Annotated in this window: 11 protein-coding genes; all 11 read left to right on the top strand. The window is 42.7% G+C overall.

Translation table 11 applies throughout. From position 1 onward, the window contains the following. Positions 1–241 precede the first annotated feature (241 nt). The 11 genes from secE to fusA all read left to right on the top strand — a co-directional run bounded on the left by secE (position 242) and on the right by fusA (position 15,464). A complete protein-coding gene (gene secE, locus AB4128_RS20195; protein WP_055026517.1) occupies positions 242–613 on the top strand; it encodes a preprotein translocase subunit SecE in 372 nt (123 codons plus the stop codon). Positions 614–621: 8 nt separating this feature from the next. Continuing rightward, entirely contained in the window at positions 622–1,173 is a 552-nt protein-coding gene (gene nusG / locus AB4128_RS20190; protein ID WP_055026516.1) for a transcription termination/antitermination protein NusG, read from the top strand. Positions 1,174–1,301: 128 nt separating this feature from the next. Then, on the top strand, positions 1,302–1,730 hold the full coding sequence (gene rplK / locus AB4128_RS20185) for a 50S ribosomal protein L11 (protein WP_055026515.1): 429 nt from the start codon (positions 1,302–1,304) through the stop codon (positions 1,728–1,730). A 4-nt stretch (positions 1,731–1,734) separates the two neighbouring features. After that, positions 1,735–2,436, top strand: coding sequence for a 50S ribosomal protein L1 (gene rplA / locus AB4128_RS20180; protein WP_055026514.1), 702 nt, complete (start codon positions 1,735–1,737; stop codon positions 2,434–2,436). A 257-nt stretch (positions 2,437–2,693) separates the two neighbouring features. Beyond that, positions 2,694–3,191, top strand: coding sequence for a 50S ribosomal protein L10 (rplJ, locus tag AB4128_RS20175; RefSeq protein WP_055026513.1), 498 nt, complete (start codon positions 2,694–2,696; stop codon positions 3,189–3,191). Positions 3,192–3,245: 54 nt separating this feature from the next. Then, positions 3,246–3,614, top strand: coding sequence for a 50S ribosomal protein L7/L12 (rplL, locus tag AB4128_RS20170; protein WP_055026512.1), 369 nt, complete (start codon positions 3,246–3,248; stop codon positions 3,612–3,614). Between the two features lie 239 nt (positions 3,615–3,853). Next, positions 3,854–7,885, top strand: a complete 4,032-nt coding sequence (rpoB, locus tag AB4128_RS20165; RefSeq protein ID WP_055026511.1) for a DNA-directed RNA polymerase subunit beta — start codon at positions 3,854–3,856, stop codon at positions 7,883–7,885. Between the two features lie 81 nt (positions 7,886–7,966). Further along, complete coding sequence (gene rpoC / locus AB4128_RS20160; RefSeq protein ID WP_065108934.1) at positions 7,967–12,187, top strand: DNA-directed RNA polymerase subunit beta'; 4,221 nt, start codon at positions 7,967–7,969, stop codon at positions 12,185–12,187. 178 nt (positions 12,188–12,365) lie between these two features. Further along, positions 12,366–12,740: a 30S ribosomal protein S12 gene (rpsL, locus tag AB4128_RS20155; RefSeq protein WP_055026549.1), complete on the top strand. Its 375-nt coding sequence runs from the start codon at positions 12,366–12,368 to the stop codon at positions 12,738–12,740. Between the two features lie 77 nt (positions 12,741–12,817). After that, positions 12,818–13,288, top strand: a complete 471-nt coding sequence (gene rpsG / locus AB4128_RS20150; RefSeq protein ID WP_055026548.1) for a 30S ribosomal protein S7 — start codon at positions 12,818–12,820, stop codon at positions 13,286–13,288. 79 nt (positions 13,289–13,367) lie between these two features. Continuing rightward, the gene (gene fusA / locus AB4128_RS20145; protein ID WP_065108933.1) at positions 13,368–15,464 is read left to right on the top strand and encodes an elongation factor G; all 2,097 of its coding nucleotides are present in this window, start codon (positions 13,368–13,370) and stop codon (positions 15,462–15,464) included. Positions 15,465–15,551: the final 87 nt, after the last annotated feature.

Raw genomic sequence — 15,551 nt, 5'->3', positions numbered from 1 at the left:
GTTAGTTAACACATTAAAAAGGAAGCTTCGGCTTCCTTTTTTTGTTTTATAGATTTTTTTTAAGTTTTGCCTATGTTCTCTGGTGTCGACCTTGCGAACTGACTAGAATAAGAATACAATCTATGGCCGATTTTTGACCCTGAGCTGATGCTTTTCGTGGCTAAACTCGGAAGTACTATTTGATAGTGGTACATATTTATCAAATTTAAGCTCAGGTCTTAGTGAGTAACGGAACCAACCGATGACGACAAATACTGAAAACCAGAATAATTCTCTGGATATTGTTAAGTGGGGCATTGCAGTTATATTGATTGCCGCCGCTGTTATTGGCAACCAAGCATTTGGCGAAGCCAGTGTTGTGGTACGCGCATTAGGCGTAATTGTTGCCTTTGTTATTGCAGGCTTTATTGCACTGCAAACTGTGAAAGGTAAAGAAGCTTTATCTTTTGCTCGTGAAGCTCACATTGAAGTACGTAAAGTGGTTTGGCCAACTCGTCAAGAAGCGCTAAACACAACATTCATTGTTCTTGCTGCAACAGCTGTCGTAGCCGTAATCCTTTGGGGTTTCGACTGGGTACTATTGCGTGTTGTTAACCTCATTACTGGCGTATAGGCATTTACATGACTGAAGCAACAGAAGCTAAAAAAAGATGGTATGTGATTCAAGCATTCTCAGGCTATGAAGGCCGTGTATGTAAAACACTACTTGAGCATATCAAAATGCACAACATGGAAGACTACTTTGCTGAGGTACTTGTACCAACTGAAGAAGTTGTTGAAATGCGTGCAGGTCAGCGTCGTAAAAGCGAACGTAAATTCTTCCCTGGCTATGTATTAGTCCAAATGGAAATGAATGATGAAAGCTGGCACTTAGTGAAAAGCATTCCACGTGTAATGGGTTTCATTGGCGGAACATCTGATCGCCCAGCACCTATTTCTGATAAAGAAGCGAATGCCATTCTTCAGCGTCTACAAGATACTGTTGAGTCACCGACTCATCGCGTTATGTTTGAGCCTGGTGAAGTTGTTCGTGTTAACGATGGTCCATTTGCTGACTTTAATGGCACTATCGAAGAAGTTGATTACGATAAAAACCGCGTTAAGGTTTCAGTAATGATCTTCGGTCGCTCTACTCCTGTGGAACTAGACTTCCAACAAGTTGAAAAGAGCTGATTAAATTAAATACAAATAGTATTTGTTTGCGGGTGCGGATTTTAGTATAATCCGCACCCGTTGTTTTCAAGGGGAGCTCATCGGCATGTAGCTGGTAGCGTTTGAACCCAAATTGAGGAAATGTCGACATGGCAAAGAAAATTGAAGCTTATATTAAGCTACAAGTAGCAGCCGGTGCTGCAAACCCGTCTCCACCAGTTGGTCCTGCTCTAGGTCAAAAAGGTGTGAACATCATGGAATTCTGTAAAGCATTCAACGCTCGTACTGAAAAGTTCGACAAAGGTATGCCGATTCCTGTTGTTATCACTGTATACAACGATCGTTCTTTCACGTTCGAAACTAAGACTCCTCCAGCATCTTTCTTATTATTGAAAGCTGCAGGTCTTAAGTCTGGTTCTGGCCGTCCAAATACCGAGAAAGTTGGTACTATCAAGCGCAGCGCTGTTCAGGAAATTGCTGAAACTAAAGCGGCTGATATGACTGGTGCTGATGTTGAAGCGATGATGCGTTCAATTGAAGGTACTGCACGTTCAATGGGTTTGGTAGTAGAGGACTAATATAATGGCAAAGCTAACTAAGCGCATGCGCGTAATCCGCGAGAAAATCGACGGAACTAAAAGCTACGATATCAATGAAGCTGTTGCTTTATTAAAAGAATTAGCAACTGCTAAATTCGTAGAAAGTGTTGACGTTGCTGTTAACCTAGGTATCGATCCTCGTAAATCAGACCAAAACGTTCGTGGCGCTACAGTATTACCACATGGTACTGGCCGTGAAGTTCGTGTTGCTGTGTTCACACAGGGCGCAAACGCTGAAGCAGCTAAAGAAGCTGGTGCAGAGTTAGTTGGTATGGAAGATCTAGCTGAGCAAGTTAAAGCTGGTGAAATGAACTTTGACGTTGTTATCGCATCTCCAGATGCAATGCGCGTTGTTGGTATGTTAGGTCAAATCTTAGGCCCACGTGGTTTAATGCCTAACCCTAAAACTGGTACTGTAACGCCAAACGTTGCTGATGCAGTTAAAAATGCCAAAGCTGGTCAAGTTCGTTACCGTAACGACAAGAATGGTATTATTCACACTACTATCGGTAAAGTGGATTTTGAACCTGCTCAAATTAAAGAAAACTTAGAAGCGTTAGTCGCAGCACTGAAAAAGGCTAAGCCTGCAGTTGCTAAAGGCGTTTACGTGAAAAAAGTCAGCATCTCTACCACTATGGGTGCAGGTGTTGTGGTTGACCAAGCTACTTTGGAAGACCTTAAGTAATATACAAAGGATGCGGATTAGTATATAATCCGCGCACTTTGTGGGTTGAGGTCTGCTTTTCAACATTGTTGAGAGCAGATTTCCGTCCAAGACCGTAGGTGTTTTCATAAGATAACTTAATTTCCTACGTAGACGGTGTCAGACCCCCCAGATAGATTTGTTCTGCTGGAAATCTGCACCGTAAGTCGTTAAACACATAAGTGTTTAATATGGTAAATACTAGGGACATCCCTAGGTAGAATCCAGGAGTAAAGCCAATGGCATTAAGACTCGAAGACAAAAAAGCGATTGTTGCTGAAGTCAGCGAAGCCGCCAAAGGTGCTTTATCTGCAGTTGTTGCCGATTCACGCGGTGTAACTGTAGGTGATATGACCGGTCTGCGTAAAGCAGCACGTGAAGCTGGTGTTTATGTACGTGTTGTACGTAATACATTAGTTAAACGCGCTGTTGCTGGTACTGATTTTGAGTGCCTAAGCGACACGTTTACTGGTCCTACTTTGATTGCCTTTTCTAATGAGCACCCAGGTGCTGCAGCGCGTCTTCTTAAAGATTTCGCAGCTGAACAAGAAAAGTTTGAAATCAAAGCAGCAGCCTTTGAAGGGGAAGTTATCCCTGCAGCAGATATTGATCGTTTAGCGAAACTACCAACATACGAAGAAGCACTAGCTCAGTTAATGATGACTATGAAAGAAGCATCTGCTGGCAAGTTCGTTCGTACATTGGCCGCTCTTCGCGATCAAAAAGAAGCAGCTTAATATTTCATTAGCCGCTTAAATTAATTGAATTCAGTACAATAGGAATTTTTTGTTATGTCTATCACTAAAGACCAAATCTTAGAAGCTTTCGCAGAAATGTCTGTAATGGAAGTTGTTGAACTAATCGAAGCAATGGAAGAAAAATTCGGCGTTTCTGCTGCAGCTGCTGCTGTTGCTGTTGGCGGCGACGCTGGCGCTTCTGCTGCTGAGCAAACCGAATTTGACGTTGTTATGACTTCATTCGGTGGCAACAAAGTTGCTGTTATTAAAGCACTTCGTGGCGCTACAGGTCTTGGCCTGAAAGAAGCTAAAGCTATGGCTGAATCTGCACCAGTTGCAGTTAAAGAAGCTATCACTAAAGAAGAAGCAGAAGCACTTAAAGCTGATCTAGAAGCTGCTGGCGCTGAAGTAGAAGTTAAGTAAGTTATACTCTAACTTACCACCTCCCGAGTAATCGGGCGGAGGCTGGCGGTTTTTTAACCGTCGGCCTTTTTTGCGCTATACGCGCAGGCGATTTTTTATTCACCGTTTATCGCCAGTTTTAGCAGTTCCTAGCAGAGATTACTGGTTAGGTTCTTGCCATTAACGGTGATGGGCAAACGTGCTGATTTAATCTTAGAATTATTTCAGTCTTGGTCACATCTCGTAAGTAGAGGAAACCCATGGTTTACTCCTATTCTGAAAAGAAGCGTATTCGTAAAGACTTTGGAAAACGTCCAAAAGTTTTGGATATTCCGTATTTGTTGTCTATTCAATTAGACTCTTTTAAGAAATTCACCGATCAAGATCCTACGGGTGAACGTGGCTTTGAAGCTGCTTTCCGTAGCGTTTTTCCCATCAAGAGCTTTTCTGGCAACTCTGAACTGCAATATGTCAGTTACAAGCTAGGTGAGCCAGTTTTTGATGTGAAAGAGTGTCAGATCCGCGGTGTTACATATTCTGCACCACTACGCGTTAAATTGCGTATGGTTCTTTATGACCGTGAAGCTGCACCAGGCACAGTCAAAGATATTAAAGAACAAGAAGTCTACATGGGTGATATCCCATTGATGACTGAGAACGGTACCTTTGTAATTAATGGTACTGAGCGTGTAATTGTTTCTCAATTACATCGTTCTCCGGGTGTTTTCTTTGATCATGACCGTGGTAAAACCCACTCATCTGGTAAGGTGCTTTATAACGCACGTATTATTCCTTACCGTGGTTCATGGCTTGACTTTGAATTCGATCCAAAAGATTCATTATTTGTACGTATTGACCGTCGTCGTAAATTACCTGCGACTATCATCTTACGTGCGCTTGAATTTTCTACTCAAGAAATCTTGGATTTATTCTTTGAACGTATTGAGTTCAAAATTAAGCAAGATTCACTTGTTATGGCACTTGTGCCAGATCGTCTACGTGGCGAAACTGCAAGTTACGACATCAAAGATTCTGAAGGTAAGCTTTTAGTTGAAGCTGGCCGTCGTATTACTGCACGTCACATTAAGCAGCTTGAAAAAACCAACACTACTGAGCTTGAAGTACCAGTAGATTACATCGTTGGTAAGTTCGCTGCACAAGATTACATTGATGAAGATACTGGTGAAGTATTAGTTAGCGCAAATGCTGAAATCACCCTTGAAGACCTAGCTAAACTTTCTTTAGCGGGTATTAAAGAAGTTGATACATTATTTATCAACGATCTTGATCATGGTGCATATATCTCAGACACATTACGTATTGATTCTACAACTAACCGCCTTGAAGCATTAGTTGAAATCTACCGTATGATGCGTCCTGGTGAGCCACCAACCAAAGATGCTGCTGAAAGCTTATTCCAGAACTTGTTCTTCAGTGAAGAGCGTTATGACCTATCTAAAGTAGGTCGTATGAAGTTCAACCGTCGTCTTGAGATTTCTGAAGATGAAGGTGCTGGCGTACTGTCTAAAGAAGACATCGTACACGTTATGAAGAAAATCATCGAAATCCGTAATGGTTACGATGAAGTCGACGATATTGACCACTTAGGTAACCGTCGTATTCGTAGCGTAGGTGAGATGGCTGAAAACCAATTCCGTGTTGGTCTAGTTCGTGTTGAGCGTGCTGTTCGTGAACGTCTATCTCTAGGCGATCTGAATGAGCTTATGCCACAAGATCTAATCAATGCTAAGCCTATTTCTGCGGCAGTGAAAGAATTCTTTGGTTCTTCACAGTTGTCACAGTTCATGGATCAAAACAACCCGTTGTCAGAAGTAACGCATAAGCGTCGTATTTCTGCTCTTGGTCCTGGTGGTTTAACACGTGAACGTGCTGGTTTCGAAGTACGTGACGTACATCCAACTCACTACGGTCGTTTATGTCCGATTGAAACGCCAGAGGGACCAAACATTGGTCTAATTAACTCTTTAGCAAGTTTCGCTCGTACTAACTCTTATGGCTTCCTAGAAACACCTTACCGTAAGGTGGTTGATTGTGTGGTTACTGATGAAGTTGAATACTTATCAGCAATCGAGGAAGGCCGTTATGTGATTGCACAGGCAAACATCGAAATTGATTCTTCAAACCGTATGCTTGAAGAACAAATCGCATGTCGTCATAAAGGTGAATCTACCTTTATGCGTGCTGCTGATATCCAGTATATGGATGTATCACCACAACAGATTATTTCTGTTGCGGCATCACTTATTCCGTTCTTAGAACACGATGATGCTAACCGTGCATTGATGGGTGCAAACATGCAACGTCAAGCCGTTCCTACTTTGCGTGCTGATAAGCCGCTTGTTGGTACCGGTATTGAGCGTACTCTTGCTGTTGACTCAGGTGTTGTTGTCGCTGCGAAGCGTGGCGGTGTTATCGACTATGTTGATGCTAGCCGTATCGTAGTGAAAGTTAACGAAGCAGAATTGACTCCAGGTGAAGCTGGTATCGATATCTACAACTTAACTAAATACACTCGTTCTAACCAAAACACTTGTATTAACCAACGTCCTTGTTGTTCTGTTGGTGATCCAATTGTTCGGGGTGATGTTTTAGCTGATGGTCCGTCTACCGATTTAGGTGACTTGGCCCTAGGTCAAAACATGCGTATCGCATTCATGCCTTGGAACGGTTATAACTTCGAAGATTCGATCTTAATCTCTGAGCGCGTAGCGCAAGAGGATCGTTTCACTACTATTCATATCCAAGAGCTTTCATGTATTGCTCGTGATACGAAATTAGGTAGCGAAGAAATCACTGCTGATATTCCAAACGTAGGCGAATCTGCTCTATCTAAATTAGACGAGTCAGGTATTGTTTACATTGGTGCAGAAGTAAAAGGCGGCGACATTCTAGTTGGTAAAGTGACACCTAAAGGTGAAACTCAGCTGACTCCAGAAGAAAAGCTATTGCGTGCAATTTTCGGTGAAAAAGCTTCTGACGTTAAGGACAGTTCATTACGTGTTCCTAACTCAGTTAAAGGGACTATCATCGATGTACAAGTCTTCACTCGTGACGGTATCGAAAAAGATAAACGTGCTCTTGAAATTGAAGAGATGCATGTTGCCCAAGCGCGTAAAGATTTAGGCGAAGAGTTCGAAATCCTTGAAGAAGGTGTTTTGAGCCGTGCACGTAACTTATTACTATCTGCAGGTTTCTCACAAGCTAAGCTTGCTGAATTACCACGTAAAGATGTATTAATTCAAGTTATTGATGATGAAGCTAAGCAAACTGAGCTTGAGCAATTAGCCGAGCAACATGAAGAGCTTAAAGCTGACTTCGATAAGAAGTTCGAAGTTAAACGTCGTAAAATCACCCAAGGTGATGACTTAGCTCCTGGTGTACTAAAGATTGTTAAGGTTTACCTTGCAGTTAAACGTACTATCCAACCTGGTGATAAGATGGCGGGTCGTCACGGTAACAAAGGTGTAATCTCTAAGATTTGTCCTATCGAAGACATGCCATACGATGAAACTGGTGATCCAGTTGATATCGTACTAAACCCATTGGGCGTACCATCGCGTATGAACATTGGTCAGGTACTAGAAGTTCACTTAGGTGCTGCTGCTAAGGGTATCGGTAATCGTATTACTGCTATGCTTGAAGAGCAACGTGAACTTGCTGAACTGCGCGACTACATCCGCCAGGTATATGAATTAGGTGACGAAGTTCTACAGAAAGTCGACATCAACTCATTCACTGACGATGAAGTATTGCGTCTGGCTAAAAACCTTAAAGGTGGTTTACCAGTTGCTACGCCAGCTTTCGATGGTGCTAAAGAAAAAGAGATCAAGCAAATGCTTGAACTTGCAGGCTTACCTGATTCTGGCCAGTTAACATTATGTGACGGCCGTACCGGTAACGAATTTGAGCGTAAAGTAACTGTTGGTTACATGTACATGCTCAAACTGAACCACTTAGTTGATGACAAGATGCACGCCCGTTCTACTGGTTCGTACAGCTTAGTTACACAACAACCATTGGGCGGTAAAGCTCAATTCGGTGGTCAGCGTTTCGGTGAGATGGAAGTATGGGCACTAGAAGCATACGGTGCTGCATATACTCTACAGGAAATGCTAACGGTTAAATCAGATGACGTTAACGGTCGTACTCAGATGTATAAGAACATCGTCGACGGTAACCATCAGATGCACCCAGGCATGCCTGAGTCTTTCAACGTATTGTTGAAGGAAATTCGTTCACTTGGTATTAATATCGAGTTGGATCAAGAGTAAGCATCGCTCTTAAGCAATGTTTGGTAACCAAGGATGCTTTGCTTAGCAAAGCATCTGGTTTAACTCCTTCAGGAGAGAAACGTGAAAGACTTATTAAAGTTTCTTAAACAGCAAAGCAAGACTGAAGAATTTAACGGTATTAAAATTGGTTTGGCTTCGCCAGACCTAATCCGTTCTTGGTCTTTTGGTGAAGTTAAAAAGCCAGAAACCATTAACTACCGTACTTTCAAACCTGAACGTGAAGGTTTGTTCTGTGCGCGTATTTTCGGTCCTGTAAAAGATTACGAATGTTTGTGTGGTAAATACAAACGTTTGAAGCACCGTGGTGTTATTTGTGAGAAGTGTGGCGTTGAAGTTACACAGACTAAAGTACGTCGTGAGCGTATGGGTCATATTGATCTTGCAAGCCCAGTTGCCCATATTTGGTTCTTGAAATCACTTCCGAGTCGTATCGGTTTAATGCTTGATATGACATTACGTGATATTGAACGCGTATTGTACTTTGAATCATTTGTAGTGATCGAGCCTGGCATGACCAGCCTTGAACGCGGTCAAATGCTGACAGAAGAAACATATCTTGATGCATTAGAAGAATACGGTGACGAGTTCGAAGCTAAAATGGGTGCTGAAGCAGTCTTAGACTTGCTACGTGCAATCAATTTAGAAGAACAAATTGATCAAATGCGTGAAGAGTTACCATCAATTAACTCTGAAACCCGTCGTAAGAAGGTCACTAAGCGCCTTAAACTGATGGAAGCATTCTTCACTTCTGGCAACAAGCCTGAGTGGATGATCTTAAAAGTGTTACCAGTTCTGCCACCTGATTTACGTCCTCTAGTTCCACTAGATGGCGGACGTTTTGCTACATCTGATTTGAACGACCTTTACCGTCGTGTAATCAACCGTAACAACCGTCTTAAGCGTCTATTAGATCTAGCTGCACCAGACATTATCGTACGTAACGAAAAGCGTATGTTACAAGAGTCTGTCGATGCACTATTAGATAATGGTCGTCGTGGTCGTGCTATTACCGGTTCTAACAAGCGTCCGCTTAAATCTTTGGCTGATATGATCAAAGGTAAGCAAGGTCGTTTCCGTCAGAACTTACTTGGTAAGCGTGTAGATTACTCTGGTCGTTCGGTAATTACCGTAGGTCCAACTTTACGCCTGCATCAGTGTGGTCTTCCTAAGAAGATGGCACTTGAGCTATTCAAACCATTTATTTATGGCAAGTTAGAAGGTCGTGGTCTTGCTACTACGATTAAAGCTGCTAAGAAAATGGTTGAGCGCGAGCAAGCTGAAGTTTGGGATGTATTAGACGAAGTGATTCGTGAACATCCAGTCATGCTTAACCGTGCACCAACACTTCATAGACTTGGTATTCAAGCATTTGAACCAGTTCTTATTGAAGGTAAAGCAATCCAATTGCATCCATTAGTATGTGCGGCATATAACGCCGATTTCGATGGTGACCAAATGGCTGTGCACGTACCGTTAACGCTTGAAGCTCAATTAGAAGCTCGTTCGTTAATGATGTCGACCAACAACATTCTTTCTCCTGCTAACGGTGAGCCAGTAATCACGCCTTCTCAAGACGTGGTACTAGGTCTTTACTACACCAGCCGTGAATGTGTTAACGGTCGCGGTGAAGGCATGACATTCATGTCTGTTGATGAAGTAGAAAAAGCGTATGCAACAGGTGCAGCAGAATTGCATGCACGTGTAAAAGTTCGCTTAACCGAAACATCAATTGACGCCAATGGCGAGAAAGTACAAACACGTAAGATTGTTGATACTACAGTTGGTCGTGCGTTGTTATCGCAAATCTTACCTGAAGGATTACCATTTGATTTGGTAAACCAAAACATGGGTAAGAAGCAAATCTCTAAATTGCTGAACACTTGTTACCGTGCATTAGGCCTAAAAGATACTGTTATCTTTGCTGACCAATTAATGTATACCGGTTTCCGTTACGCAACTATCTCTGGTGCCTCTGTTGGTATCAACGATATGGTTATTCCTGACGAGAAATATACCTTAGTTGAAGAAGCTGAACGTGAAGTGCTTGAAATTCAAGAGCAGTTCCAATCAGGTCTTGTAACAGCTGGTGAGCGCTACAACAAAGTTATCGATATTTGGGCAAGCACCAACGATAAGATCTCTAAAGCGATGATGGACAACTTGAAAAAAGAAGTTGTTATTAATCGTGATGGTGAAGAAGAAGAGCAAGATTCGTTTAACAGCATCTATATGATGGCTGACTCGGGCGCTCGTGGTAGTGCTGCGCAGATTCGTCAGTTAGCTGGTATGCGTGGTCTGATGGCTAAGCCAGATGGCTCAATCATCGAAACCCCAATTACTGCGAACTTCCGTGAAGGTTTGAACGTATCACAATACTTCATCTCTACTCACGGTGCGCGTAAAGGTCTTGCCGATACCGCACTGAAAACAGCTAACTCGGGTTATCTAACTCGTCGTCTTGTTGACGTTGCACAAGATTTAGTTGTTATTGAAGATGACTGTGGAACAGAAGAAGGCTTGACCATGAAGCCGTTGATTGAAGGTGGTGATGTTAAAGAGCCGCTTCGTGAACGTGTTCTAGGTCGTGTTGTCGCTGTTGATGTATTAGAGCCTGGTACTGAAAAAGTACTTGCGCCGCGTAACACATTACTAGACGAGTCATGGTGTGATCTTCTAGAAGAGCACAGTGTTGATGAAGTTATTGTTCGTTCAGTAATTTCTTGTGACACAGACTTTGGTGTTTGTGCTGCTTGTTACGGTCGTGATTTAGCACGTGGTCATATTATTAACCACGGTGAAGCGATTGGTGTTGTTGCTGCTCAGTCGATTGGTGAGCCAGGTACACAGCTTACGATGCGTACTTTCCACATTGGTGGTGCTGCATCTCGTGACTCTGCAGAAAACAACGTACAAGTTAAGAATAACGGTACATTGAAACTTCATAACGCGAAATACGTTAAGAGTATCGATGATAAACTGGTTATCGTATCGCGTTCATCTGAAATTGCGGTTATCGATGAGTTAGGTCGTGAGAAAGAACGCTATCGTGTTCCTTACGGTACCGTATTAGAACAACTTGAAGATTCAGAAGTAACTTCTGGCGCTATCATTGCTAACTGGGATCCACATACGCATCCTATTATCTCTGAAGTTGCTGGTAGTGTTAAATTCGTTGATATGATTGAAGGCGTTACTATGACGCGTCAAACAGACGATTTAACCGGTCTATCTTCTGTTGTTGTTATTGATGCTGGTGCACGTCCTACCGCTGGTAAAGAAATGCGTCCTGCTATCCGTCTAATCGACGCGGCGGGTAACGATCTTATGATCCCTGGTACAGACGTACCAGCGCAATACTTCTTACCGGGTAATGCGATTGTTTCTAAAGACGATAATGCGCAAATTAATGTTGGTGATGCTTTAGCACGTATTCCTCAAGAATCGTCTAAAACTCGCGATATTACCGGTGGTCTGCCACGAGTTGCTGACTTATTCGAAGCGCGTAAGCCTAAAGAACCCGCTATTCTTGCTGAAATCTCAGGTACCATCTCGTTTGGTAAAGAGACTAAAGGTAAGGTTCGTTTAGTTATCAGCCCAGCTGATGGTGGTGATCATTACGAAGAAATGATCCCTAAATGGCGTAACCTTAACGTGTTCGAAGGTGAAAAAGTTGAACGTGGTGAAGTTATCGCTGACGGCCCAGAAGCTGCACACGATATTCTACGTTTACGTGGTATCCATCATGTTGCTAACTATATTGTTGATGAAGTCCAAGACGTTTACCGTCTACAGGGTGTAAAAATCAATGATAAGCACATTGAGGTTATCATTCGCCAAATGCTTCGTAAGTGTCTAATCACTGATGCAGGTGATTCGAACTTCTTAGTCGGTGAACAAGCTGAAGTATCTCGCGTGAAGATTGCTAACCGTGAGCTTGAAGCTCAAGGTAAAGCACCAGCGAAGTTCGAGCGTGAATTACTAGGTATTACCAAAGCTTCTTTGGCTACTGAATCGTTCATCTCAGCGGCATCGTTCCAAGAAACGACTCGTGTACTTACAGAAGCTGCTGTAGGTGGTAAGAGTGACCAATTACGTGGTCTGAAAGAAAACGTAATCGTTGGTCGTCTAATCCCTGCAGGTACAGGTTATGCATATCACAATGCTCGTAACGAAGCGCGTGCTAATGTTAAAGATGAAGGTGTAGAAGCACCGGTTATCACTGCGAGTGAAGCAGAGAAGAACTTAGCTGACTTACTTAACTTGGCCGGAAGTGCCGACTAAAGTAAATGTTATGTTAAAAAAAGGCGCCTTTGGCGCCTTTTTTATTGGGAATTGCACGAAAAGTTGTCTATTTCTTGACAGTTGGCCAATACCTTTCTAAACTTTCGCGTCCCATCATAGTGGGATATAGATTTTTCACACAAAATTGTTGAGATTATTCAACTGAACGGAGCTATTCATGGCAACTGTAAACCAGTTGGTACGTAAGCCACGCTCGCCAAAAGTCGAAAAGACTAATGTGCCAGCGTTAAATGCGTGTCCACAAAAACGTGGTGTTTGTACTCGTGTGTACACTACAACACCTAAAAAACCTAACTCTGCTCTACGTAAAGTAGCACGTGTTCGCTTAACTAACGGTTTCGAAGTTACTTCGTACATCGGTGGTGAAGGTCACAACTTGCAGGAACATAGTGTAATTCTAATCCGTGGCGGTCGTGTTAAAGACTTACCGGGTGTGCGTTACCACACTATCCGCGGTGCATTAGATTGTGCTGGCGTTAGTGCTCGTCGCCAAGGCCGTTCTAAGTACGGTGCTAAGCGTCCTAAGTCATAACTTGTCCGTTTAAGTAAGGCCAAGCTAGTTAAAAATATTCCAGTTTTGGAAATACCTGAAGCATACGGAGAATTGTTATGCCAAGACGTCGCGTTGTAGGACAACGTAAAATCCTACCAGATCCAAAGTTTAAAAGTGAGTTGCTGGCTAAGTTCATCAACGTCATTATGGTTGACGGTAAAAAGTCAACTGCTGAAAAAATTATCTACAAGGCATTAGATGTTGTCGCTGAAAAGAAAAGCGAAGATCATCTAACTATCCTTGAAGCAGCTCTTGATAATGTTCGCCCTTCAGTCGAGGTTAAATCTCGTCGTGTTGGTGGTTCTACTTATCAAGTACCATGTGAAGTTCGTCCAGTGCGTCGTAACGCACTAGCGATGCGCTGGTTAGTTGAAGCTGCTCGCAAGCGTGGTGAAAAATCTATGGCTCTACGTCTAGCAGGTGAAATGCTAGATGCATCTGAAAACAAAGGTACTGCTGTTAAGAAGCGTGAAGACGTGCATCGCATGGCTGAAGCTAACAAAGCCTTTGCTCATTACCGTTGGTAATTTGATGGAGCGGGCATTAGTCCGCTCCATATTGTTGATATTTTCTAAAGTGATAACTTTAGTTGAGAGGGTATAAATAGTGGCTCGTACAACCCCAATTGAGCGTTACCGTAATATTGGTATTGTTGCTCATGTGGATGCAGGTAAAACTACCACAACAGAACGTGTTCTGTTCTATACCGGTTTGTCTCATAAAATCGGTGAGGTGCATGACGGCGCTGCTACGACAGATTGGATGGTACAGGAGCAAGAACGTGGTATTACTATCACTTCAGCTGCAGTAACCACCTTTTGGCGTGGTATGGAAGCTCAATTCACTGAACATCGTATTAATATCATCGATACCCCTGGTCACGTCGACTTCACTATTGAGGTTGAGCGTTCATTACGTGTACTAGATGGCGCTGTAGTTGTTTTCTGCGGTTCATCAGGCGTAGAGCCTCAATCAGAGACTGTATGGCGTCAAGCCAACAAGTATGAAGTACCTCGTATGGTGTTCGTCAATAAGATGGACCGTGCAGGTGCTGACTTTGATAGTGTTATCGACCAAATCCGTAATCGCTTAGGTGCTACTTGTGTTCCAATTCAATTGAATATTGGCGCAGAAGAGGACTTCAAAGGGGTTATTGATTTAATTAAGATGAAAGCGATTAACTGGTCTGAAGAAGATCAAGGAACCACTTTCACTTATGAAGAAATTCCCGCAGATCTTTTAGCTAAGGCTGAAGAGATGCATGAGTATCTAGTGGAAAGTGCTGCTGAAGCATCTGATGAACTGATGGAAAAGTACCTTGAAGAAGGCACATTACCAGAAGCAGATATTAAGCAAGCATTACGTCAGCGCACAATTAACAACGAAATCGTATTAGCAACTTGTGGTTCTGCATTTAAGAACAAAGGTGTTCAAGCGGTTTTGGATGCGGTTGTTGACTACCTTCCTGCTCCTATCGAAGTGCCTGCTATTAAGGGTGTTGACGAGAATGAAAATGAAGTAGAGCGCCCATCAGACGATAACGCACCATTTGCTGCATTAGCGTTTAAAATTGCGACTGACCCATTTGTTGGAACTTTGACCTTTATCCGTGTATATTCAGGCGTACTAGAGTCGGGTGCAGCGGTTTATAATTCTGTTAAACAGAAACGTGAACGTGTTGGCCGGATTGTACAAATGCATGCAAATGACCGTACTGAGCTTAAAGAAGTTCGTGCAGGTGATATTGCAGCGGCGATTGGTCTAAAAGAAGTGACAACTGGCGATACTCTTTGCGCAAACGATCACAAAGTGATTCTAGAGCGAATGGAGTTTCCAGAACCTGTTATTACCATTGCCGTTGAGCCTCGCTCTAAAGCAGACCAAGATAAAATGGGGATTGCACTACAAAAGCTAGCTGCAGAAGATCCTTCTTTTAGAGTGGAAACTGATGAAGAGTCAGCTCAAACATTGATTTCTGGCATGGGTGAATTACATTTAGATATTATCGTTGACCGTATGCGTCGCGAATTTAATGTCGAGTGTAACGTAGGTAAACCTCAGGTTGCCTATCGTGAAACAATTCGCTCATCAGTAGAAGTTGAAGGTAAGTTCGTACGTCAATCAGGCGGACGTGGTCAATATGGTCACGTATGGCTGAAGATTGAACCGTTAGAAGACGGTGCAGGCTACGAATTTGTCAATGAAATTGTTGGTGGTGCAGTTCCTCGTGAATTCATCCCATCAGTAGACAAAGGTATTCAAGAGCAAATGAAAAACGGTGTCTTAGCCGGTTATCCTATGCTCGATGTGAAAGTGACTTTATTTGATGGTTCATATCATGATGTGGACTCGAATGAAATGGCTTTCAAAATAGCTGGTTCAATGGGCTTTAAAAAGGGTGCGCTTGAAGCAAGCCCTGTGTTACTAGAACCAACAATGAAAGTGGAAATTACCACTCCTGAAAGTAATATGGGCGATGTAGTAGGTGACTTAAACCGACGTCGTGGTGTTATTGATGGAATGGACGATGGCTTGGGTGGTGTTAAAATCATTCATGCAACGGTTCCACTATCAGAAATGTTTGGTTATGCAACTGACTTGCGTAGTGCAACTCAGGGGCGTGCTTCATACTCAATGGAGTTTGCTAAGTACGCTGATGCACCATCAAACATTGCAAATGCGATAATTGAATCACGCACCTAATTTTAGGTGTTTAACTAATGTTATATAGCTCGTAATCGAGCACTTCTGAAAAGAAAGGAATATATCGTGGCTAAAGAAAAATTTGAA

This window comes from Shewanella sp. 10N.286.52.A9 (genome assembly GCF_041468985.1).
Classification (GTDB): domain Bacteria; phylum Pseudomonadota; class Gammaproteobacteria; order Enterobacterales; family Shewanellaceae; genus Shewanella; species Shewanella japonica.
Note: the sequence above shows the minus strand (reverse complement) of the source record. Positions and strands in the feature narration are given on the sequence as shown.

What these genes read in the sequence shown, in the direction of transcription:
- rpoB (WP_055026511.1), top strand. Translation starts at nt 3,854, where the DNA reads ATGGTTTACTCCTATTCTGAAAAGAAGCGTATTCGTAAAGACTTTGGA.
- nusG (WP_055026516.1), top strand. Translation starts at nt 622, where the DNA reads ATGACTGAAGCAACAGAAGCTAAAAAAAGATGGTATGTGATTCAAGCA.
- rpsG (WP_055026548.1), top strand. Translation starts at nt 12,818, where the DNA reads ATGCCAAGACGTCGCGTTGTAGGACAACGTAAAATCCTACCAGATCCA.
- rpsL (WP_055026549.1), top strand. Translation starts at nt 12,366, where the DNA reads ATGGCAACTGTAAACCAGTTGGTACGTAAGCCACGCTCGCCAAAAGTC.
- rplJ (WP_055026513.1), top strand. Translation starts at nt 2,694, where the DNA reads ATGGCATTAAGACTCGAAGACAAAAAAGCGATTGTTGCTGAAGTCAGC.
- rplA (WP_055026514.1), top strand. Translation starts at nt 1,735, where the DNA reads ATGGCAAAGCTAACTAAGCGCATGCGCGTAATCCGCGAGAAAATCGAC.
- rplL (WP_055026512.1), top strand. Translation starts at nt 3,246, where the DNA reads ATGTCTATCACTAAAGACCAAATCTTAGAAGCTTTCGCAGAAATGTCT.
- rplK (WP_055026515.1), top strand. Translation starts at nt 1,302, where the DNA reads ATGGCAAAGAAAATTGAAGCTTATATTAAGCTACAAGTAGCAGCCGGT.
- secE (WP_055026517.1), top strand. Translation starts at nt 242, where the DNA reads ATGACGACAAATACTGAAAACCAGAATAATTCTCTGGATATTGTTAAG.